We start from the raw sequence: 17,854 nt of genomic DNA on the forward strand, positions 1-17,854 counted from the left end.
CATACACTTAAGCTTTCGCAATTACGCCGATCGCCAGCGCCCGATCAATAAAACGCAGTAGCAGCTCAAGCTGCGTACCATGCTTCTGCTCGAATGCCGGTACATCGGCGTGTAACTCGTCGTGGCACTCTCTGCACAGAGGGATCACGAAGAGGTCATGGGCTTTTGTTGCTGTCCCCCCCATACCGTGCCCTACGATATGGTGCGGATCATCTGCTGGCCGTCGGCAACACTCACAGGGTTGTGTTTTAACCCAGCGGGTGTACGTCTCATTTATCCAGCGGCGACGTTTTGGCCTGAGCATGAAAGACTCCGGAGACTCCGGATCGACGGTTAACGTCAGTATTGGCTTTTGGGTTTCCACATCCAGGCTGTCTGATCGACGAGCTGGTAACGTTTCAATCGGCCTGACTTTTTCCTGCATAATGCTGGTGGCCGGCGGCATAGGTACGATGTCACTTTCCCGGTAAACAGATAATAATGGTTCGTCTGGCAACCGTAGTGCCCGTTGCGCCATTCCTTCAGTGACGGCATCAGCGACACCTGACTGAACAGCCCACCAGCAAAGCTCGGCTAAAGAGAGGGAGCGCTCTTTGTTGTAGCCAAGCCCAACCAGTACGGTATCAATAACCCACTCGGCAACATTGCTCAGGGCAAGCGCCTGCAGCCTCTCCGTAGTCTGCCCACGCAATTTGTTATCGCAATGCCAGCACACCACCAGCGCGCCAGGCGGATGCCATAGTGTTGTGAGCTCGGCATGATGGTAGTCAGAAACAGGGTACTGGCACTTTTTAACGCGCTGACGAAGCCAGTACTCAAGCCCGGACATACCACCAGCAGCAGTAATGACCCGTTCATCGGTAAAGAAAGTGTGAAGGCTGGCATCATCCAGTAGCGGTTGCTGTGCATCGGGGATCCGACCAGACGGAAGCCGGGCCATGTTTTCTGGCTCCCGTTCAACCAGCACGCGACCTGATGCAAACAGGGGCATTAACTCCCGTCCTGGCTTGAACAGCACCACGCCAAGGCGTGGCACCATTTCAGGGGTAAGTAAGGCTCTCAATGCCCACCCCTTATACCGTCAGATCTTTAAATTTCTGTACGGCCTTCCCCATGTCCGCCATAGCATCCACAAACTCATCAAACTTACGGCTTGCCATTCCATAAGCCTGGAGGATTTCAAGCTTCAGAGGATCGAGTTGCTTTTTTATTTCAGCGCGGTCACCTGCCTTTTTTTCAGCTTCTTCAGCGGCACGAATGAGGGCTTCAGCCTGCTTGCGTAATTCTTCAGGGGTCACGGTTGGCTTATTCATAGTGGCTTCCTTCAATGTCTTCGACGACGCAATAACCGGCGCCACGGATTTATGACCAAACTTAGGGTGATGCAGGGTTGTTGTCCTGCCGTCATCAGTAATGCAGAGCAGGCTGTTTTCGCGGATGATATCGATCAGGTTTTCTTTATCCTTCCGGCTCAACGAGCTATATGCTGATACTTTGTGCGTCAGATGGGTGAGCGTTGCCCCATCAGGTTGTTTTTCAACAAACCGTTTAACCCTGGACAATACAGGCTGAAGGTGCGGAGGGGTCACTCTCACTGGAGACCCCCTGCTAAATCTTTATCGTGGGTAAAACTACCGTTCCAGGTGACCTTCATCGGAAGCTTCCCCTTCAGGTAGTTTTTGTACAGCCAGACAGCGCCTTCACGCAGCAGGACGGGCTGGTAGGTAGTAAAGCTCACCGCAGAGTTTGGCGATACTTTACTGCTTTTCTCGGTGAGGTATTTGTCGCGGGCATACGAACGAACACGCCACTGTGCACTGCGGCCTTCGGGATTGTCGTCGTACAGCCAGTTAGCAGAGACAAGCCAGGCACTGATCTTGGAGGTATTCACACCATTCAAACGCTTACAGAACTGTACAGGGGAAAGCCCGTCAGTGAAGAGACTCTCGAGATGCTCGATATATTCGGCCTGCTGGTGGGTAACTGTTTCCGCGCGCTGCCTGGCTTCAAATTCATCAGCCCATGCTCTCGCAGCCTGTGCCGGATCAGAGAAATTTGGTAATGATGGTGTACCAACTCGCATTTTCGCTTGTTGTTCGCATGTGATGAAATAACGACGAACCTGACGACCCTTCTCGTTTCTCTCCACCATCGCCAGTTCTTTACCCATATCAATGGTGATCAGGTAATCAACGGTTGGGCGTCCACCGAGGGGGTTCTCGCCAGAATTGGCGTAAACCACATAATCAGTATTTTCAGCAAAACCATACTGACTGATACGCCCTTTAATCCAGTTGGTGAAATCACGCCCAACGCCGAGAAAGGCATGTAACCTTTTAGCGCTGACCATCGGGGTTATGTGGTTGCCAATATTGCCCTGAGTGATCGGGATGATCTGATGTAGCTGACTCATTTTGCCTCCCCGTTGCGCAGATCGCTGATAAAAGGGAGATTGCTCAGAACGCGAACATAAAAGTCAGGGCTCAACCAGAGGGCATAGGCAAAAACCAACTCCTGAGAGGCGAAAGTACCCTGTAAGACTCCACCGCGAATAACATGCAACTTTTCCCAACGTTCACCAGGGAGAGCATTTAGAATTCTTTTTGCAGTTAGCGTCCTGAGATAAAACGCAGGTTTTTTGGACGCAGACCCACCTGAAGCCTTATGAATATCATTGAGACTATAAAGATTTGGTTCGAATGAGTTGATTAAACATCCATCAACAACAAGATAAGAGTCTTTTTTGGGCGTAGCAGTGCCCATAACATGATGATTGCTCATATTCTCTCCATACTCTGATTGTTGCGAAGGGCCTGCACGCCCTTTTCGCTTGCACTTTCCGACATTACTGCCATAACGACCAATATTCAACCCACAGCTGGACATATAACCACCTCTTTTTTATATGCCGTTATGGTTATCTCAACTTTTCCCTTCGGTACTATCGGTCCCCATTCCACCAGCATGCGCTTAATCTGGCTGTCGTCTTCCCAGACACCCGCATGCGTCAGCGCGTCAAACAGGGCTTTGTTGTAATTATCGATATCCCGACGGCGCGCATCCGGCGGGTACAGAGTGATTTCAACCGCTGCCAGTTCAGTCGATGGCTTCGGGAGACGTCGTAATTGCTCAATGATCGCCACGCAGGCAGCGCTCTGGTATTTACGGCCATCAGCGCTAATGAGGTGACGACCGGCCAGCGGCCCCTTATTAGGGGCGCGCCAGTACGTGTTCACGCTTGGAGGGAACGGGAGCACAAGTTTCATGCCACCTCCTGCTGTTGCACTGCACACAGTTCCGGAAGATTTGCCTCCACCAGCGCCCTGGCGAATGGTGGTGGTACCGCATTACCGCAGCGGGCTACCTGCTTATCTTTTGCATAGCGATTTCCACGGTAGTCCTGATCAATAACGTATCCATCCGGGAAGCCCTGCGCTTTGTAGAGTTCATGCGGCTGCAACATGCGCATTCCGATATCAACGATCTGGTATTTAACCCCATCGATCGTTACCAGCCATTCATCGTCACTTTCCCCGCAATACGTCTCGAGAAATGTGCGCACCTCACCCACGTGTTGGCCACCAGCGGTGATTGTTGGCATGGGCACATCAAGGCGTTGCCCGTCGCGGCATGTTCCACGCAGTTTCACCAGATGAGAGGCAACTACCGCATGATGGTCGACAGTGGTCACTGAATGCGCGGGTTCATCCATACTGACACCCGGCCCCGTATAGTTACCGCCGTAGTGTTTCGCCAGGAACGCGCTCACCGTCGCAAATTTATTTCCGCCTGCAGTAACGGTCCCCAGCGGGTTATCCAGTCGCAGCACACGCGGTTCTTGTCCAGGTCGTTCGCCATAACCCATCTGAATCAGCGTAGGCGTTACCAGTTGAGATTTACCGCCACCACCAGCGGTGATGGTTGCGCTCGGTTCGTCTGCACGGTGGCCGACGCTGGCCCCAAACTGGCGGGCTATCACTGGCGCAACAAGACAGGCGCGGGATTGCTTCAGAATGGTATGAGCAGGTTTATCCAGCGGGCGCGGTTTAGCCTGGTATTCACTACCACCATTACCCGCCAGAAATGGTGTCAGTGCAGCCTCAACAATCCCGAGAGCATGCCCATTCCCACCTGGACGTTTTGATGTGCCAGCGGTTACCGTCGGGACAGGTTCGGTAACGGGCTGCCCGGTTGCGCCAGTGCGGAATTTTGTCAGATGTGGAACAGCTAACGCGTAACCGTGGGTTTTAGTAATAGTTTGCAAAGGCTCGTCCAGCTTCTGACCACGGAAACAGTCGTATTTCCCTTTGGTCGTCGTGTGGTTGCACTTAACGATGAACGGCGACGCGCTCTCGATCACAAACCGCTGGATACCACGAGCGATGCGTTTGAGCGTATTTTCAGCCAATGGTTTTTTGCGGTCGAAGATGGACAGGGCCGGAACATTCCAGTCGATACATTCCGCAGCGGTACGCCATGGCATCAGCCTGCCGCTCTGCACCTCCAGAGACTTAGGATCCCCATGGGTAACAGCAGGCCACTGAATAGGGAAACCATCGCAGCGCATAACCATGAAGAAACGTTTGCGGATCGTCGGTGCTCCGTAATCACACGCGCGCAGTTCGCGATAATCAACATCATATCCAAGCCCATCCACCAGCTGTTGCGCCTGCTCGCTACCTCTTTCAATAGACAGAAACTCACAAACCTCTGACAGTGCCGGGTGGTCAGCAGGAATACCAGTGGACAGCATGCCGACAAATGCATTGAATGTTTCTCCAGTGCGGGCAGGGTCTGGGCGACTATTTCCAGGGTAAACCGGGCCAATAAAATCCGCCATAAGGGCTTCCGGCAAATCAGGTTTAGGCGGGATGTCAATTAACGGTCCCCACGTTTTGAACTCTTCCACGTTCTCCAGCATCATCACGCGCGGTCGCTTAGCCAGTGCCCAACGCAGAACAATCCAGGCCAGACCGCGTATCTCTTTTTTGACAGGCTTTGCGCCTTTGGCCTTTGAGAAATGTCGGCAGTCCGGGCTAAACCATGCCAGGCCAACAGGATTACCGCCGGTGGCGGCTACCGGATCCACGTCAAATACGGATTCACAGTAATGCAGTGTGTCAGGGTGGTTCGTCTTGTGCATCGCAATGGCGTTTTCGTCGTGGTTGATCGCAATATCCACGCTGCGCCCGATCGCCAGTTCAATACCCGTTGATGCGCCACCGCCACCAGCAAAGTTATCAACGATAATTTCACGCATTGATGGCCCCCTGCATGCTGCTGACCAGTCCACCAGCAGTAGTAATGATTTCGCTGGTTGGCATACGCTCAAGCCACAGCTGGTTAATGTTCGCTTTCAGCTTGTTCTGCTGCGATGCGTCCAGAGAATTCGCCCCCTCAACCTGGTTGAACACCAGACCAACCTCAAGCGGCCAGATACGCGAATCCACATCAGGTAATACTGCTGGCACTACAATGGGTTCTTCTTGCTCTGGCACCGTGGTGGCTGGTGGCTGAACCTTTCCCGCGGCAAATTCGACCAGTGACATAAACGCCTTCCCTTTTTCCTCCAGATCGGTACGGCTGATGTAGCTGAAACGCTCGCCGCGCCAGGTCTTGTCGAACAAAGCGATTGCACCAGCAAAGAAAGCACCTGTGGGTTTCTGCTTATCGTCGGCAGGAACAAACCACACAGGGAGATCGAAGCCAATACGACCGCGAATAAACATGATGTGATCGGCGTCTTCCGGCCACCATGTTTCACTTGTCGCCGCTTTAATGAGGAACACGTAACGCCCACCCTTTTCACGCATCTCCATTGTGTGATCCATGATGTGGGTCATGCCGGTGATCGCCTGCTTCTCGTGGTACTGAGAGCGGCTATAGGGTGGATTACCGAATGCGGCCCCGCCGATTGATTCCAGCATTTCCGCCCAATCTTGTACCAGCGCGTTATCTTCGGCGGTGTACCACACAGGGCACTTAGCGTTATCGTCATCAGCAAAGAGATCCAGCGTCAGCGGGCCGAACATCGCATTAATGCCCCAAAAAAGCAGGTCCGGTGTCCGCCACTGATCGCCAACTTCTTTCAATTCGTGGGCTGGTTGGCTACGTAGTGCCACCAGCGCCTGGCAATATTTGTTTAACGTCATCCTCTGAACCCCTCTGGAATCGTTGTTTCAACCGGACCAAAAGCCATCACATCGCGCTTTTTCGCTCCCCAGTCAGCACGTTTAGGCCGTCCCTTCTGCTCCCAGCGGGTAGCGCTTTGCAGATAGCTCTCGAATTTCTTCGGGCCGAACAGCGTTTCCGGGCGCATGTACTGGTACTGCTCGTCGTTCTCGTGCCAGTGCTCATGCTTCAGGTCGATAACAAGTTGCAGGTCTGCAACGCTGTATCCCTCACGCAGTCGGGCACGGATGTTCTCCAGGGATGTTTTTGATTTCTGATACCGGGATCCGCTGGTCTGGTTCAAATGGGTCAGAACCAGAATCGCCTGGTCAGTAATCACGACTTCAGGGTCTGGTTGCGCCGCAACCGGACAAGAGGGTTTTGAAGTTACTTGTGGATCTTGTTTTGATTTTACTGACGGATCCCCGCCAGATTCTGACGGGTCAAAACCGCCGTTTTTGACGGATTTCGACGGGTCAGTTTTTGAGGCGTCAAATTTTGATGCGTCAGATTTTGACGTGTCAGAATCTGACAGTTGAGAAAATGCGGCAGCCTGAAGTTTCGCCACATTCAGGCGGTACACGTTCGAAGCATTACGGTTACCATTACGGCGCTGTGTACGCGTGAGCCAGCCATCTTTTTCAAGCTTTGCGATTGCCGTTCTGATAGTGCTCGGCCCTGCGCCAAGCTGGCGAGCAATAGTTTCAATGGACGGCCAGCACACGCCCTCATCGCTGCTGAAATCAGCGAGGCGAGCCATGATCGCGACACTAGACAACTTCATGCCCGACGCCGCGCAACCATCCCATACGTAGCCGGTTAATTTAGTGCTCATGATCGTCCGTTATCTCCCTGAACTTTTGCCTGAAATGCTCAAGTGGGCTGAAGCATTCGTGCGGGTAGCCATCACGCAGATAGATAACGCGCTGTGTTTCTGGCTCCCAGCGGATAACACGGACTGGCACTCCGCGGTGGTCTTTGAACCTTCGGTTAAGTTCGCGCACAGGCGTTTTGCCCTCCGGTTGTAGACCCCCACAATTGAAACCGCCCTACTGTGGTTACACGGAACCCAGCGGTTTGATAATCTGCGTTCATACCGAAACAACGGAGTACCCGAAACCGGGATCATCCTGAGTTGCGGTAGACGGTTAAAAGCCGTTAAACTGCTCATGCGGATTATTTCTCCATACTCGAAGAGTTGTTCGCCAAGGCGCCCGGAGCTGCACACTCGCGGGCGTCACTCTTTTCAGCGACACAAAAAACTCGATAAAGCAGCGTGACGTGCTCCTGAAACTTCGCGATCACCTGATAGCTGTTCTCTTCAATCTGAGCGCGCTCATCTGCGTCAATAACCCCATCAGCAGTAGCTTTACGCACAAAGTTAGAATGACGGCCAATCCATTCAATGGACTCCATCAGGCGCTGGTTGATATCGGCTGATGACTGACAGTGATGTATGGATCAAACGGAGCACCCGGAAACAACCGGGAATTCGAGGGAATAAGCGGAAGGAAGCCTTACATGATGCGGCTTAGCACGGTCTAAGATTCAATAGCTGTTAAAAAATTCAAACCTCATGTATTTTTGGATCATTCGCCAAGGAGGTTTGAACCTGACAGATAGATTTAGATCGTTGCAGAGATAATTTAAAAATGGTTTTACGGAGTTTAAAACCAACTTATACAACCATGAAGGAGCAGAGATAAAGCCAGCCAAATCGATCAGCCAGCTTTGTTTTGCGTGCTCAGGTTCGGCGCGGACTCCACTTGCTCATATGAATTACATTGTTCTGAAATCTCTTTGCTGTCGTCAGAATTTAAAATCTCTGGCAGCAAAGCTTGAATGCCACGATTTTTGAAAAGTTCGATGCAGTCTTTTTGTTGACGGGGTGTCAGAAGTTTAAAAATCATTATCCAAAACTCAAGTAAATCAGAGCGATAGGGTTCATCGCTTACATTCTCAGAATCAACTTCCTGCCTGTTATCAAAAACACATCTAGCATGGGTAGGAAGAATTTTTATACTGTACTCAAATGCTTTTGTGCCGGCCTTCTTCCTCTTACTTCCCTCTATACCACAGGCCAAATCTTCCAGTCTTTTTCGCACAGCAGGAGCTGTATTTGGAAAACCCGGAATCCCCATACACTCCTGGACAGTCACCCATTCTTTAGACATAACCACCCCTTTCTTTTGTGCGCAACAAAAAGAAATATAATTTCTATAAGCTTTCTTTTTGATTTTGCGTTAATTATCAACAAGTTAAATCAAATTCATACTTTAATATAAGACGCAAAAAGAAAGCGGCTTACTTTACAGGCTTTCTTTTGTGTGCCATTCTCTTACACGTAGCGTTTAATCATCCGGTTAAACGGAGTGTGTAAACATTTAAGGATCGCAGAATGGTGACCAAAAGCCAAGACTGGCACCCAGAAGACATCAAAGCAGCGATTAGAAAACGAGGTATGACGACAAGTCAGTTGTCTCGGATGAATGGGCTGGCGGACTCAACGCTGCGTAACGTATTCCGCCATCATTGGCCTAAAGGAGAAAAGATAATTGCGGAATTTCTAGGTCTGAAAGCGAGTGATATATGGCCTAGTCGTTATGAAAATACAATTCAAAAGGCGGTGGCGTAAATGAATGAGCTGTGGATTACAGTAAAAGAAAGTATAGATTTATCCTCTATGCCTAATACTGAACCAGGTATCCGTAATCGACTTGAAGCTCTAGTGGCTGGTCGCAGCGAGCTACGCCGTAAACGTGCTGGAACCAAAGCATTTGAATACCACATATCAGTATTGCCACCAGAAGTTCGTGCTGAATTGCTGGCTGGTCGTGGTTTGATTGAAACCTCATCCGGACTCATTACTTTGCCGAGAGAGCCGGAACGTGTGGCTGCTGATGATCTTGATCGTCAGCGTCTCTGGTCAGCCTGGGAGAAAGCAACAGGCGAACAGCGACTGCATGCAGAGCGTCGCACGAAAGCTGCCGCGCTGGTGGCTGAGCTGATGGCATCAGGTGTTGGCAATCGCAAAGCTATTACCCTTGCTGCCAAGCAACTGCAAATCAGTGAAGGAACGCTGCGCAACCTGTACTACAAAGTGAAGGACTTCAGCCCTGACCTCTGGGGACCGGTACTGCTGGATCGCCGGGTTCGTGAAAAACGCGTGACAGGACGTTCGGCTGAAATCTCTGATGATGCATGGCAATTCTTCCTGGGCGATTACCTGCGCAACGAAGCACCGTTTTTCTCCAAATGCTATGAACGGCTGGAAATCGCCGCAGAAACACATGGCTGGACCATACCGGCTGAACGTACCCTGCGTCGTAAGCTGGAACGTGAAGTTGATCCGCGCATTGTCGTTGCCACCCGTGAAGGTGAAAATGCCCTGGCGCAGATGCACCCATCACAACAGCGCACCGTCGCGCAGCTGCATGCGATGGAATGGATTAATGGTGACGGTTATCAGCACAACGTGTTTGTCCGCTGGTTTAACGGTGAAATCATTCGTCCTAAAACATGGTTCTGGCAGGACGTCCACAGCCGCAAAATTGTCGGCTGGCGGGCTGATGTATCAGAAAACAGCGACAGTATCCGCCTGTCACTCATGGATACGCTGAAAACCTACGGGAAACCCCAACACATCACGATAGACAACACCCGTGCAGCGGCGAACAAATGGCTGTCTGGTGGCGTTCCTAACCGCTACCGGTTCAAAGTCCGTGAGGATGACCCGATGGGGATTATCCCTCTGCTGGGTATCAAGCTGCACTGGACCGGTGTTATCGGTGGTAAAGGCTGGGGCCAGGCTAAACCCGTAGAACGTGCCTTTGGTGTGGGTGGTCTGGGTGAATACATTGATAAACATCCGGCACTGGCTGGCGCATTTGCCGGTGAAAATGTCAGTTCCAAACCAGAAAACTACGGCAGCCGCGCTGTTGATGTTGAGACCTTTATGGAAATTATCAGTGAAGGTGTCGCCATGTTTAACAGGAAAACCCAGCGTAAAACGGAAATGTGCCGGGGCGAACTGTCCTTCGATCAGGCCTTTGAACAAAGCTACAGCCAGACTGTGATCACCCGTTTAACTGAAGAACAAATCCGCCAGTTCATGCTGCCGGCAGAGTCGGTTCGCGTGAAACCAACCGGAGAATTCACGATGGAAAGCGGCGGCTCCCTGTTTGGCCGCAAAAACACCTACTGGAGTGAGCAACTTGTCAGCCATCGCTCCCGCAAAATTACAGTCCGTTTTGACCCGCGTAACCTTCACAGTGAAGTGGCCTGTTACGACCTTGATGGCCGCTTCCTCTGTATGGCGGAGTGTCGCGCCGCAGTGGCGTTTGGTGATACCGAGGCTGGTCGTGAACACAACCGCGCCCGTCGTGAAATGATGCGCAGCACGAAGAAAGCAACGAAGGCACTAAACCGTATGACGGCGATTGAAGTTAACGACCTGCTACCGAAGACAGAACATGCAGAGTTGCCTGAACGCCATGTTGTTGAGCGTGTATTCAATATGGGTAACACCGTCAGACGTGTGGAGGAAATACAGGATACGCAAACCGAGAATGATGTGATTTTTCAGACGTTCGTTAATAAAGCGAAACAGTCGCAGAAATAAAAAAAGCGACGTTGCGAGCGCCGCTTTGAATGAAGTGAATCAGTTTTAACACCTGATTAAGTACAGGCCATTTGAAAAATACAGGATTAATAATCATGACGCAAATTAACCATGATGTTGTGCGTAGTGCCATTCGTGAATTAATTGACAGCAAAGCGATTTCAGGCGCAGCTCTGGCACGTGAAACCGGCACCTCAACGGCTACGGTTTCTCAGTTTCTGAACGGGAAATATAAGGGCGATAACGATACGGTTGCCGCCAGCCTGAATACCTGGCTGGAAAGCCACACTGCCGCGAAAACCTCGCTGCCAGTGGCTCCGGATTTCGTTGAAACACCGACCTCACAGAAAATTCTCGCCACCCTGACGTGGGCACAACTGGCCGGAACGATTGTGCTGGTTTACGGCAACCCTGGCGTTGGTAAAACAAAAGCCATCAGACAGTATGCAGCGACAGGAAACAACGTCTGGCATATCACCGCCAGCAAGTCCCGCAGCAACGAACTGGAAACACTGTACGAACTGGCGCTGAAAATGGGGATTGCTGATGCACCATACCGTCGCGGCGCATTGTCCCGTCTGTTACGCCAGCGTCTGCCGGATACGCGTGGTCTGATCGTCGTGGATGAAGCTGACTGGCTGAGTCTGGATGCCGTTGAAGAATTGCGAATTCTCCAGGAGGAATGCGGCGTTGGTCTGGCGCTGGTCGGAAACCATAAAGTCTACGACCGCCTGACCGGTGGACAACGCAGTGTGGACTTCGCCCGTCTGTTCTCCCGCGTCTCTAAAAAGTACGTCATCAACACCGTATCAGCCGGTGACGTGGACAGTTTTTGTGATGCCTGGCAGGTCTGCGGACAGGAGGAACGGAAACTGTTGAAGATGATCGCCCGTCGTCCCGGTGCTCTCCGTTCTCTGTCTCACATCCTCCCGCTGGCGGGGATTTACGCACAGGGCAAGGGTGAGACCATCGGCACGTCACACATCCAGTCTGCGATGCTGGAACTGGGTCACAGCAATCTGAACGAGGAATAACACCATGATTACTGAACGTATTGCAGAACACATCAGCATGGCAGAGGCGGCTCAGAACTGGCTTCGCTCCCGTGGTAGCCGTGTCACTGACGTTCGGGTTTTCATGCGTCGCCCGTTACTGGAGATTGTCTGCCCACCAACAGAGCTGGTGCGTAGTGCATCCCGTATATCGGAAACACACAACGGCGGCACCCGCTCCGTCTGGGTAGCCAGTCTGGAAGGTTGCCGGGTTATCTGGAGGTAAGTATGGGCTGGAGTACGGGGAGAGCATGGTCACGCGAAGAACTCCTTATTCTGGAACAGAACGCGGGAAAGGTAAGTGTAAGCGGTCTGGCGCTGCAACTGGGGCGATCTAAACAGTCAGTGCAGAATTGCGCCATTCGGCAGGGTCTTTCGCTGCGCATCAGAGCAGGAAATGATGACGACGCATATTTGTGTCGTGAGCTTTATAAGGAGGGGCTGACCATCTCGGTTATCGCCGAAAAAATGGAAATGTCCCGTAGTCAGGTATTTAACATTATTTATAGAGGTAATTAACGGAGGTGTGAAATGGCAAAAGTTACTGCTTATGCCTGGGCTTCGGGGTTAATTGAATTCGGACAAACACTACCCAACGGGGCATTGCCCATTATCACTGGCGAAGAAAATCGAATCAGGGATTTAATTGATATCCATGCCAGACATTCCCGTGCAGGTAGCGAGCTTCTTGTGCCGGGAGTCCCTGAAGCCAGTAACCAGCATGAGGGATGTAATGCACTAATGAGATTTACTGACCTTATCACTCGTGAATATATTGAAAAATAAAGCTGAGGTTTACATGAAAGCACCCAAAAAGCCCCGCGCAAAATCAGCCGCTGCTGTTGCCGTTCCTCAATGCCGCGATGACGTAATCAGCGACATCCGCAAGATTGGCGATATTACCCGTGTCATTCTGCGTCGTGAAACGGAACTGAATGACAAAATAGCGGCCCTGACAAATGATGTTGCGCCCGGCATTGAAGCACTAAAAAAAGAGCTTGCGCGTTTGCAGGCTGGCGTTCAGACATGGTGTGAAGCCAACCGTGCAGAGCTGACGAAAGACGGCAAGACCAAGACGGCTAACCTGACAACGGGTGAGGTCCGCTGGCGTAAACGACCACCCAGCGTCACCATTCGCAAAGTTGAAGATGTTATTGCGTTACTCAAGAAATTCAGCCTGGGTAAATTTCTTCGCAATAAAGAGGAAATTAATAAAGAGGCAATTCTTGCATCACCGAATGAAGTTAAGGGAATTGCAGGGATATCCATTAAATCAGATGTTGAGGATTTTGAAATAATCCCATTTGAACAAACTGTAACTGATTAATTAACTTTCTTTGATTCTCAGAATTTTAATACGGTATGCCTGCCGGGGCTTCGTGCACCCGCAGGCAACTAAATATGGAGTTTAAGCGAATGACCAGGCATACGATTATCAATATCCAGCAGATACGTGACGATATCTGCAAACGTAAAGCAATGCCGCCATTTGGCCCCGATACCAGTATTAATCGTCTTAAAACTATCAATGAGACCCAGCGCAGTTTCACTCTTGAAGTCGTGGAATTGTTGCTGGGTGAAATAGACGTCCTGTCAAAATCAGAATGGACACTGGCAGATGAACTGGTCAAGGCCCAAAAACGCATAACAGAACTGGAGGCTATGCGTGAATTGTTTTTACGTGCAAAGGCTCTGATGTATCAATCTGGCGGTGCGCCCATCGAAAACTCGCTGAATCCGATTGATGCGTGGCTGTATGACGCAGAACTGACCGCCGCTGGCATTGGCGTGAAGGGGGATGAATAGATGGCTAAATCAATGATGGGTTACATGGTCAGGGCGTGGAATAACGAACTCAAAGGCCGTGAGTGGAATATGGGAAACAAGAAGCGGCGGAAGGCATTTGCGCGTGAACTGGCAGCGGCGAGTCTTGAGATGGATAACGATGTTGCTGACGCGGTAGAGGCTGAATTCCGTGTGCAGGAAGAAGTTTCTGATTGGGGGCGATAACAGCATGGCTAAATTTACAGACGTACACGACCTGTTAACTGCGTATCAGAAGCAGGCGCGTAAAGTACCAGCAAAAGGTGTTTACGCATCAAAACAGCGCCGTGATGAAGTGCAATCTGCGCACACGAGAAAGGTAATGCGTCAGCGTAAACGCTCGGTCGGAAAGTCGAATAAATTGGGGTTCCGTAGCCGGGCTGAAACAACGGCAGCGATAATTTGCGAAATGAATTTTTGGGCGCTGGTATGCCGCTCGAACCGCCAGAACGCCAGCCCAGCAAAATATGTTGCCGCCGCTGGCATTGGCGTGAAGGAGAAGTAACGATGAGCCGCGCATCCCTGATTAAGTTAATCCATGTTGCCCGTCGCAATCTACAGCTGGACGATGACACCTACCGTTCTGTACTGATGCGAGTGACGGGAAAGCAAAGCTGTCGTGACCTGAGAGTCGGCCAACTGGAGGATGTGCTGAAGGTACTGGAGGATAAGGGTTTCAGACGTACCCGTCCCCGTTCTCCGGCTCGCCGTCATCGTGAGACAGATATCACCGCAAAGGTCCGCAGCATCTGGCGGCAGATGCATCTTGATGGGTTTATCCGTGATGGCAGCGATACCGCACTGGATTCGTTCGTCGCGAAGATGACTGTCAGAACCAACAAAGGTAAAGGTATCGCCAGCCTGGCATGGTGCCGTGGCGATAATCTTCTGATGGTGCTGGAAAGCCTCAAGCAATGGCACCTGAGAGAAATGACAGAGGCGCTGAGTCCGCGAGACCTGGCATTTCAGGATAATCGGGGTTATGACGCCATCAACAGCCTGTATTCCAGTAAAGTAAGAAAGGTGCGCACATGAGCGAAAAGCAGAACGACCTGTTTGGTGATATCCAGGACGACAGTATTCTGGAGCACCTGGACGATGACAGTTCGGCGGAAACTGTGCGTTTCCCTGCACTGCTGACAGAACTGAATACGCTGCTGCGTGGCGAACTGACAAAGCATGGCGTTGACCCACGTATCTCTCTGGAGCTGGTTTACGCGATTAGCTGTCAGATTGGCGGCATGCAGATTTATTTCCCACGCGGCCAGACTCTTGAGTCATTGATTCGTGATATGAAAATCTGGCGCGATTTCAACGGCAGAAACATCACAGAGTTGGTTGAGCGCTACCGTGTTACCTATAAAACGGTGTATAAAGCAATCCGGAGAATGCGAAAGTTAGAGCAAGGTAAGAGGCAGCTCTCATTTAATATGGAGTGATAATATGGTTGGTGTGATTGTTATTAACATAGTTTGTATTATATGTGTTTTTTGGGTTTTCTTTGATGCTACTTCTAACAACATAGGAAGTTATGTTGTTAGAGACGGTGTGCGAAAAGGATGTCGCAGAGGCATACACCCTGTGGTTTGGGCTGCGCTGAGTATATTTATACTTCCTTTTATTTGGTATATGATCAACAGGAAATCTTTATTGATCGCTGCGGAAGAATATCCAGTAAAGACTGATAAAAGCGTAAGTTTTATTATTCTACTTTTGTTGGTATCAGGATGGTTGCTCTATCGCTACAAAGATTATTTATTCTATTAAGTTATAGCCAATACAATGAAGCCGGTTAATCCGGCTTTTTTTTCGTCCGGCACATGATGGAAGGGAAATCTAACCCACTTCCAAAGGTGCCGTTTTATGAACAACACCCCCGATTCTCCCGCATTTCGCAATGCTCTTGCTTTCGTGCTCAGCGCAGAACGCGGATATGTCAATGACCCCACTGACCGTGGCGGTGAAACTAACTTCGGTATATCAGATAAACGCGACGGTGTTGCCGATGGCATGACCGACGTTAATGGCGATGGCAAGCCTGATACTCGTATTCGTGATTTAACGGTTGAACAGGCCGGACAGATTTACTTCCGTGACTACTGGTATCCGGCGTATTGCCAGTTATGGCCGGATGATATCGCCCTGTTTGTCTTTGATTCTGCCGTCCAGCATGGCGTCAAAAAGGCTGTCCAGTTGCTTCAGGAAGCTGTGGGTTTCACTGGCAAAAGCGTTGACGGTATCGCCGGTAAAAACACCCGTGCAGCCGTTGAGCGTGCTGACCCTGACTGGCTGCTGAACCGTTTGTTTCTGCAACGTTCCCGCTATTACGCCGACATCATCAAAGCAAACTCTTCGCAGGGCAAGTTCCTCAACGGCTGGTTTAACCGCCTTGACAACCTCGCTGACGCCTGTCGTGAGATTTCCGGTGTCCACTATTCGGTAGCCCGGAGCTGATATGGGCAAGGGATGGGACGCTTCGCTGAAGCAGGGACGACGTGACCGGCTGCGGCAGGAAGTTCTTCACCGAATGGCCGGTGGCCCCGTCCCCGTTCCGACAAGTTATGCAGGTCATGACGGTACACACGCCAGTTACTACATGCGCGGCTGGTCATCCGTCGATATCAGAGACATCGTCTGGCAATGCCAGCGATACAAGGAAAAACATAATGTTTAAATCGTTTTGCTGCGACTGGTTAAAGCTGGCGCGGATACAGGTTTTGCGCTCCGGATGGAGCATTGTCATTCTCGTCGGCCTGTCGCTGTTCATCTGTAGTTTCACAGGCCGCCAGGCATTTATGGTCTGGTGGCTGGCACTCTCCGGCGTGGTTCTGATCGGATTCAGCATCTTTCTCGGCAATCTTCCGTACAGGCTTCTTAAACCTGAAATGCATATCAGCCGGCATGCCCGTTTCTGGGCGTGGGTCATCTGGGTTGTAGGCGTTTTTCTTCTCATTCTGAGCCAGCTATATGCCATCCCGTTATACCTGATTTTTCTTTCACCAGTGGGTGCTGCAATCGGCGTTCTTTTCTGTATGTGGGTTGAACGTAAGGGGCTTCTCGCATGGATCCAGTGACCATCTCTACCGTTGCCAGCGTTCTGATGAAGGCCGGACCGTCGTTACTGCGTACCGTGGGCGGCTGGTTCGGTGGCGACACCGCCAGAACGGCAGATTCTGTGGCGGGGATCGTTGAGAACGTCAACAGCGTCATAAACCCGCAGGACCAGCAACGGGTGCTTGAGCAGAAACTGGCGGCGCTGCCGCCAGAACAGTTCGTTCAGCTTCAGTCCCTGAAAGTCCAGATTGAGCAATTCCAGCTTGAGCGGGACAAAGCCGTACTGGCTGACCGTCAGGCTGCTCACCATGAGCAACAGGAAACCATCCGTAACGGGGACAACGCCACGGATGAATATGTCCGTCAGACCAGACCGCTGATGGCCAGACTGTCGCTCTACAGCAGCATTGTGTATGTGATGCTGATGTCAGTGGGTCAGCAGGCTGGCGCGATATCCGGTGCTTTTGGTCATGCCTTCTCCATGCCATCACCGGACTGGGATATCGCACTCATGCTGGCGACGCCGGCACTGGGGTATCTCGGTTTTCGTACCCTCGACGGATTCGCCCGGTACAGCAAATCCAGCAAACACAAAACGATGGTGGCGGGTAAATGACGGATGAACTGGACAAGGCCAGCGGCCTTGAGATGGCTGACCGTGAACGGGCATTAAATGCTCGGTTAAACAGGGTTAAAGAATCTCCTGACATTCCCGGTCACTGCAACGACTGTGGTGAAGAAATTGACCCAAAACGACTGGCGGCCATGCCGGATGCAGTGACCTGCATTGACTGTCAGACACTCAGGGAGACGGCATAAATGGAGTGGGAAACCGTAAGAAGTAACTGGGCTGTCATCTGGGCCGGACTGATGTCCGGTATCAATATTATCCACCTGCTGCTTGTGAAAACCTATGCCCGCCGGGAAGAGATGGAGAAAGTTAACAGCCGGATGAGTGCACTTGAAAAGGCCATCGACGGGATGCCGTCGCGACAGGAACTCCACCAGTTGCAACTGGATATGAGCAACCTGCGCGGCGAAATACGGGAGTTCTCCGGAATGCTCCGGCAGGCCACACGTATCAGCGATCTGTTGCTGGAAAACGAACTGAAGGAAAAAAATTAAGAGGCTA

The 17,854-nt window shown here is 51.2% G+C and carries 29 protein-coding genes and 1 pseudogene; 19 read left to right on the plus strand and 11 right to left on the minus strand.

What is annotated here, in order from left to right; genetic code table 11:
- Positions 1 to 7: 7 nt before the first annotated feature.
- The 11 genes and pseudogenes from HV302_RS23375 to HV302_RS23430 all read right to left on the minus strand — a co-directional run bounded on the left by HV302_RS23375 (position 8) and on the right by HV302_RS23430 (position 8,345).
- A complete protein-coding gene (locus HV302_RS23375) occupies positions 8 to 1,063 on the minus strand; it encodes a DUF968 domain-containing protein (protein WP_181626626.1) in 1,056 nt (351 codons plus the stop codon).
- A 10-nt stretch (positions 1,064 to 1,073) separates the two neighbouring features.
- Positions 1,074 to 1,595, minus strand: coding sequence for a hypothetical protein (locus HV302_RS23380; protein WP_069219404.1), 522 nt, complete (start codon positions 1,593 to 1,595; stop codon positions 1,074 to 1,076).
- Positions 1,592 to 2,413, minus strand: a complete 822-nt coding sequence (locus tag HV302_RS28080) for an antA/AntB antirepressor family protein (RefSeq protein WP_081328879.1) — start codon at positions 2,411 to 2,413, stop codon at positions 1,592 to 1,594. Before HV302_RS28080 ends, HV302_RS23380 begins: the two co-directional genes overlap by 4 nt.
- Entirely contained in the window at positions 2,410 to 2,781 is a 372-nt protein-coding gene (locus tag HV302_RS23395) for a KilA-N domain-containing protein (RefSeq protein ID WP_163208392.1), read from the minus strand. Before HV302_RS23395 ends, HV302_RS28080 begins: the two co-directional genes overlap by 4 nt.
- 86 nt (positions 2,782 to 2,867) lie before the next feature.
- On the minus strand, positions 2,868 to 3,266 hold the full coding sequence (locus HV302_RS23400; protein ID WP_000780154.1) for a RusA family crossover junction endodeoxyribonuclease: 399 nt from the start codon (positions 3,264 to 3,266) through the stop codon (positions 2,868 to 2,870).
- Complete coding sequence (locus HV302_RS23405) at positions 3,263 to 5,260, minus strand: DNA cytosine methyltransferase (protein WP_181626627.1); 1,998 nt, start codon at positions 5,258 to 5,260, stop codon at positions 3,263 to 3,265. The genes HV302_RS23400 and HV302_RS23405 overlap by 4 nt, the downstream gene beginning before the upstream one ends.
- A complete protein-coding gene (locus tag HV302_RS23410) occupies positions 5,253 to 6,152 on the minus strand; it encodes a phage N-6-adenine-methyltransferase (RefSeq protein ID WP_181626628.1) in 900 nt (299 codons plus the stop codon). Before HV302_RS23410 ends, HV302_RS23405 begins: the two co-directional genes overlap by 8 nt.
- A complete protein-coding gene (locus HV302_RS23415; protein WP_181626629.1) occupies positions 6,149 to 7,006 on the minus strand; it encodes a conserved phage C-terminal domain-containing protein in 858 nt (285 codons plus the stop codon). The genes HV302_RS23410 and HV302_RS23415 overlap by 4 nt, the downstream gene beginning before the upstream one ends.
- Positions 6,996 to 7,175, minus strand: coding sequence for a DUF4222 domain-containing protein (locus HV302_RS23420; RefSeq protein WP_003034732.1), 180 nt, complete (start codon positions 7,173 to 7,175; stop codon positions 6,996 to 6,998). Before HV302_RS23420 ends, HV302_RS23415 begins: the two co-directional genes overlap by 11 nt.
- A gap of 172 nt (positions 7,176 to 7,347) precedes the next feature.
- Positions 7,348 to 7,611 (minus strand): annotated as a pseudogene (locus HV302_RS23425) (YmfL family putative regulatory protein); the annotation flags it as partial.
- A 281-nt stretch (positions 7,612 to 7,892) separates the two neighbouring features.
- The gene (locus HV302_RS23430) at positions 7,893 to 8,345 is read right to left on the minus strand and encodes a DNA-binding protein (RefSeq protein ID WP_131381046.1); all 453 of its coding nucleotides are present in this window, start codon (positions 8,343 to 8,345) and stop codon (positions 7,893 to 7,895) included.
- Positions 8,346 to 8,569: 224 nt separating this feature from the next.
- Between HV302_RS23430 and HV302_RS23435 the strand changes: the two genes are divergently transcribed.
- From HV302_RS23435 to HV302_RS23525, 19 genes are all read left to right on the plus strand, one after another.
- A complete protein-coding gene (locus tag HV302_RS23435; protein ID WP_131381044.1) occupies positions 8,570 to 8,806 on the plus strand; it encodes a helix-turn-helix domain-containing protein in 237 nt (78 codons plus the stop codon).
- A 48-nt stretch (positions 8,807 to 8,854) separates the two neighbouring features.
- On the plus strand, positions 8,855 to 10,792 hold the full coding sequence (locus tag HV302_RS23440; RefSeq protein WP_326928735.1) for a transposase domain-containing protein: 1,938 nt from the start codon (positions 8,855 to 8,857) through the stop codon (positions 10,790 to 10,792).
- A gap of 95 nt (positions 10,793 to 10,887) precedes the next feature.
- Positions 10,888 to 11,826 carry an AAA family ATPase gene (locus tag HV302_RS23445; RefSeq protein WP_061068291.1) on the plus strand — a complete coding sequence of 313 codons (939 nt, stop codon included), beginning with the start codon at positions 10,888 to 10,890 and terminating at the stop codon, positions 11,824 to 11,826.
- Positions 11,827 to 11,830: 4 nt separating this feature from the next.
- The gene (locus HV302_RS23450) at positions 11,831 to 12,070 is read left to right on the plus strand and encodes a hypothetical protein (protein WP_061068290.1); all 240 of its coding nucleotides are present in this window, start codon (positions 11,831 to 11,833) and stop codon (positions 12,068 to 12,070) included.
- A 2-nt stretch (positions 12,071 to 12,072) separates the two neighbouring features.
- Positions 12,073 to 12,363 (plus strand): hypothetical protein, encoded by a 291-nt coding sequence (locus HV302_RS23455; RefSeq protein WP_044712157.1) that lies wholly within the window; start codon positions 12,073 to 12,075, stop codon positions 12,361 to 12,363.
- Positions 12,364 to 12,375: 12 nt separating this feature from the next.
- Positions 12,376 to 12,630, plus strand: a complete 255-nt coding sequence (locus HV302_RS23460) for a host nuclease inhibitor protein (protein ID WP_071445090.1) — start codon at positions 12,376 to 12,378, stop codon at positions 12,628 to 12,630.
- Between the two features lie 13 nt (positions 12,631 to 12,643).
- Positions 12,644 to 13,171, plus strand: a complete 528-nt coding sequence (locus HV302_RS23465) for a host-nuclease inhibitor Gam family protein (protein ID WP_057063585.1) — start codon at positions 12,644 to 12,646, stop codon at positions 13,169 to 13,171.
- A gap of 89 nt (positions 13,172 to 13,260) precedes the next feature.
- Positions 13,261 to 13,650: a hypothetical protein gene (locus tag HV302_RS28425; RefSeq protein ID WP_326926346.1), complete on the plus strand. Its 390-nt coding sequence runs from the start codon at positions 13,261 to 13,263 to the stop codon at positions 13,648 to 13,650.
- Positions 13,651 to 13,854 (plus strand): hypothetical protein, encoded by a 204-nt coding sequence (locus tag HV302_RS23475; protein ID WP_048216328.1) that lies wholly within the window; start codon positions 13,651 to 13,653, stop codon positions 13,852 to 13,854.
- 4 nt (positions 13,855 to 13,858) lie between these two features.
- Complete coding sequence (locus HV302_RS23480; RefSeq protein WP_181532976.1) at positions 13,859 to 14,173, plus strand: hypothetical protein; 315 nt, start codon at positions 13,859 to 13,861, stop codon at positions 14,171 to 14,173.
- A 2-nt stretch (positions 14,174 to 14,175) separates the two neighbouring features.
- Positions 14,176 to 14,703, plus strand: a complete 528-nt coding sequence (locus HV302_RS23485) for a gp16 family protein (RefSeq protein WP_181626631.1) — start codon at positions 14,176 to 14,178, stop codon at positions 14,701 to 14,703.
- Positions 14,700 to 15,107 (plus strand): Mor transcription activator family protein, encoded by a 408-nt coding sequence (locus HV302_RS23490; RefSeq protein ID WP_016239620.1) that lies wholly within the window; start codon positions 14,700 to 14,702, stop codon positions 15,105 to 15,107. The genes HV302_RS23485 and HV302_RS23490 overlap by 4 nt, the downstream gene beginning before the upstream one ends.
- Positions 15,108 to 15,111: 4 nt before the next feature.
- Positions 15,112 to 15,435 carry a hypothetical protein gene (locus HV302_RS23495; RefSeq protein WP_181626632.1) on the plus strand — a complete coding sequence of 108 codons (324 nt, stop codon included), beginning with the start codon at positions 15,112 to 15,114 and terminating at the stop codon, positions 15,433 to 15,435.
- Between the two features lie 96 nt (positions 15,436 to 15,531).
- Positions 15,532 to 16,122, plus strand: a complete 591-nt coding sequence (locus tag HV302_RS23500; protein WP_181626633.1) for a glycoside hydrolase family 108 protein — start codon at positions 15,532 to 15,534, stop codon at positions 16,120 to 16,122.
- Between the two features lies 1 nt (position 16,123).
- Positions 16,124 to 16,342, plus strand: coding sequence for a hypothetical protein (locus HV302_RS23505; protein WP_023277381.1), 219 nt, complete (start codon positions 16,124 to 16,126; stop codon positions 16,340 to 16,342).
- Positions 16,335 to 16,742 (plus strand): hypothetical protein, encoded by a 408-nt coding sequence (locus HV302_RS23510; RefSeq protein WP_181533152.1) that lies wholly within the window; start codon positions 16,335 to 16,337, stop codon positions 16,740 to 16,742. The genes HV302_RS23505 and HV302_RS23510 overlap by 8 nt, the downstream gene beginning before the upstream one ends.
- The gene (locus HV302_RS23515) at positions 16,730 to 17,338 is read left to right on the plus strand and encodes a hypothetical protein (RefSeq protein WP_181533150.1); all 609 of its coding nucleotides are present in this window, start codon (positions 16,730 to 16,732) and stop codon (positions 17,336 to 17,338) included. The genes HV302_RS23510 and HV302_RS23515 overlap by 13 nt, the downstream gene beginning before the upstream one ends.
- Positions 17,335 to 17,541, plus strand: coding sequence for a TraR/DksA family transcriptional regulator (locus HV302_RS23520; RefSeq protein ID WP_181626634.1), 207 nt, complete (start codon positions 17,335 to 17,337; stop codon positions 17,539 to 17,541). Before HV302_RS23515 ends, HV302_RS23520 begins: the two co-directional genes overlap by 4 nt.
- Positions 17,542 to 17,847 carry a DUF2730 family protein gene (locus tag HV302_RS23525; protein WP_016239613.1) on the plus strand — a complete coding sequence of 102 codons (306 nt, stop codon included), beginning with the start codon at positions 17,542 to 17,544 and terminating at the stop codon, positions 17,845 to 17,847.
- Positions 17,848 to 17,854 lie beyond the last annotated feature (7 nt).

The organism is Citrobacter sp. RHBSTW-00859 (assembly GCF_013729795.1).
In the GTDB taxonomy this organism is placed as follows: domain Bacteria; phylum Pseudomonadota; class Gammaproteobacteria; order Enterobacterales; family Enterobacteriaceae; genus Citrobacter; species Citrobacter braakii.

What these genes read in the sequence shown, in the direction of transcription:
- HV302_RS28080 (WP_081328879.1), bottom strand. Translation starts at nt 2,413, where the DNA reads ATGAGTCAGCTACATCAGATCATCCCGATCACTCAGGGCAATATTGGC.
- HV302_RS23395 (WP_163208392.1), bottom strand. Translation starts at nt 2,781, where the DNA reads ATGAGCAATCATCATGTTATGGGCACTGCTACGCCCAAAAAAGACTCT.
- HV302_RS23400 (WP_000780154.1), bottom strand. Translation starts at nt 3,266, where the DNA reads ATGAAACTTGTGCTCCCGTTCCCTCCAAGCGTGAACACGTACTGGCGC.
- HV302_RS23405 (WP_181626627.1), bottom strand. Translation starts at nt 5,260, where the DNA reads ATGCGTGAAATTATCGTTGATAACTTTGCTGGTGGCGGTGGCGCATCA.
- HV302_RS23410 (WP_181626628.1), bottom strand. Translation starts at nt 6,152, where the DNA reads ATGACGTTAAACAAATATTGCCAGGCGCTGGTGGCACTACGTAGCCAA.
- HV302_RS23415 (WP_181626629.1), bottom strand. Translation starts at nt 7,006, where the DNA reads ATGAGCACTAAATTAACCGGCTACGTATGGGATGGTTGCGCGGCGTCG.
- HV302_RS23430 (WP_131381046.1), bottom strand. Translation starts at nt 8,345, where the DNA reads ATGTCTAAAGAATGGGTGACTGTCCAGGAGTGTATGGGGATTCCGGGT.
- HV302_RS23435 (WP_131381044.1), top strand. Translation starts at nt 8,570, where the DNA reads ATGGTGACCAAAAGCCAAGACTGGCACCCAGAAGACATCAAAGCAGCG.
- HV302_RS23440 (WP_326928735.1), top strand. Translation starts at nt 8,855, where the DNA reads ATGCCTAATACTGAACCAGGTATCCGTAATCGACTTGAAGCTCTAGTG.
- HV302_RS23445 (WP_061068291.1), top strand. Translation starts at nt 10,888, where the DNA reads ATGACGCAAATTAACCATGATGTTGTGCGTAGTGCCATTCGTGAATTA.
- HV302_RS23450 (WP_061068290.1), top strand. Translation starts at nt 11,831, where the DNA reads ATGATTACTGAACGTATTGCAGAACACATCAGCATGGCAGAGGCGGCT.
- HV302_RS23455 (WP_044712157.1), top strand. Translation starts at nt 12,073, where the DNA reads ATGGGCTGGAGTACGGGGAGAGCATGGTCACGCGAAGAACTCCTTATT.
- HV302_RS23460 (WP_071445090.1), top strand. Translation starts at nt 12,376, where the DNA reads ATGGCAAAAGTTACTGCTTATGCCTGGGCTTCGGGGTTAATTGAATTC.
- HV302_RS23465 (WP_057063585.1), top strand. Translation starts at nt 12,644, where the DNA reads ATGAAAGCACCCAAAAAGCCCCGCGCAAAATCAGCCGCTGCTGTTGCC.
- HV302_RS28425 (WP_326926346.1), top strand. Translation starts at nt 13,261, where the DNA reads ATGACCAGGCATACGATTATCAATATCCAGCAGATACGTGACGATATC.
- HV302_RS23475 (WP_048216328.1), top strand. Translation starts at nt 13,651, where the DNA reads ATGGCTAAATCAATGATGGGTTACATGGTCAGGGCGTGGAATAACGAA.
- HV302_RS23480 (WP_181532976.1), top strand. Translation starts at nt 13,859, where the DNA reads ATGGCTAAATTTACAGACGTACACGACCTGTTAACTGCGTATCAGAAG.
- HV302_RS23485 (WP_181626631.1), top strand. Translation starts at nt 14,176, where the DNA reads ATGAGCCGCGCATCCCTGATTAAGTTAATCCATGTTGCCCGTCGCAAT.
- HV302_RS23490 (WP_016239620.1), top strand. Translation starts at nt 14,700, where the DNA reads ATGAGCGAAAAGCAGAACGACCTGTTTGGTGATATCCAGGACGACAGT.
- HV302_RS23495 (WP_181626632.1), top strand. Translation starts at nt 15,112, where the DNA reads ATGGTTGGTGTGATTGTTATTAACATAGTTTGTATTATATGTGTTTTT.
- HV302_RS23500 (WP_181626633.1), top strand. Translation starts at nt 15,532, where the DNA reads ATGAACAACACCCCCGATTCTCCCGCATTTCGCAATGCTCTTGCTTTC.
- HV302_RS23505 (WP_023277381.1), top strand. Translation starts at nt 16,124, where the DNA reads ATGGGCAAGGGATGGGACGCTTCGCTGAAGCAGGGACGACGTGACCGG.
- HV302_RS23510 (WP_181533152.1), top strand. Translation starts at nt 16,335, where the DNA reads ATGTTTAAATCGTTTTGCTGCGACTGGTTAAAGCTGGCGCGGATACAG.
- HV302_RS23515 (WP_181533150.1), top strand. Translation starts at nt 16,730, where the DNA reads ATGGATCCAGTGACCATCTCTACCGTTGCCAGCGTTCTGATGAAGGCC.
- HV302_RS23520 (WP_181626634.1), top strand. Translation starts at nt 17,335, where the DNA reads ATGACGGATGAACTGGACAAGGCCAGCGGCCTTGAGATGGCTGACCGT.
- HV302_RS23525 (WP_016239613.1), top strand. Translation starts at nt 17,542, where the DNA reads ATGGAGTGGGAAACCGTAAGAAGTAACTGGGCTGTCATCTGGGCCGGA.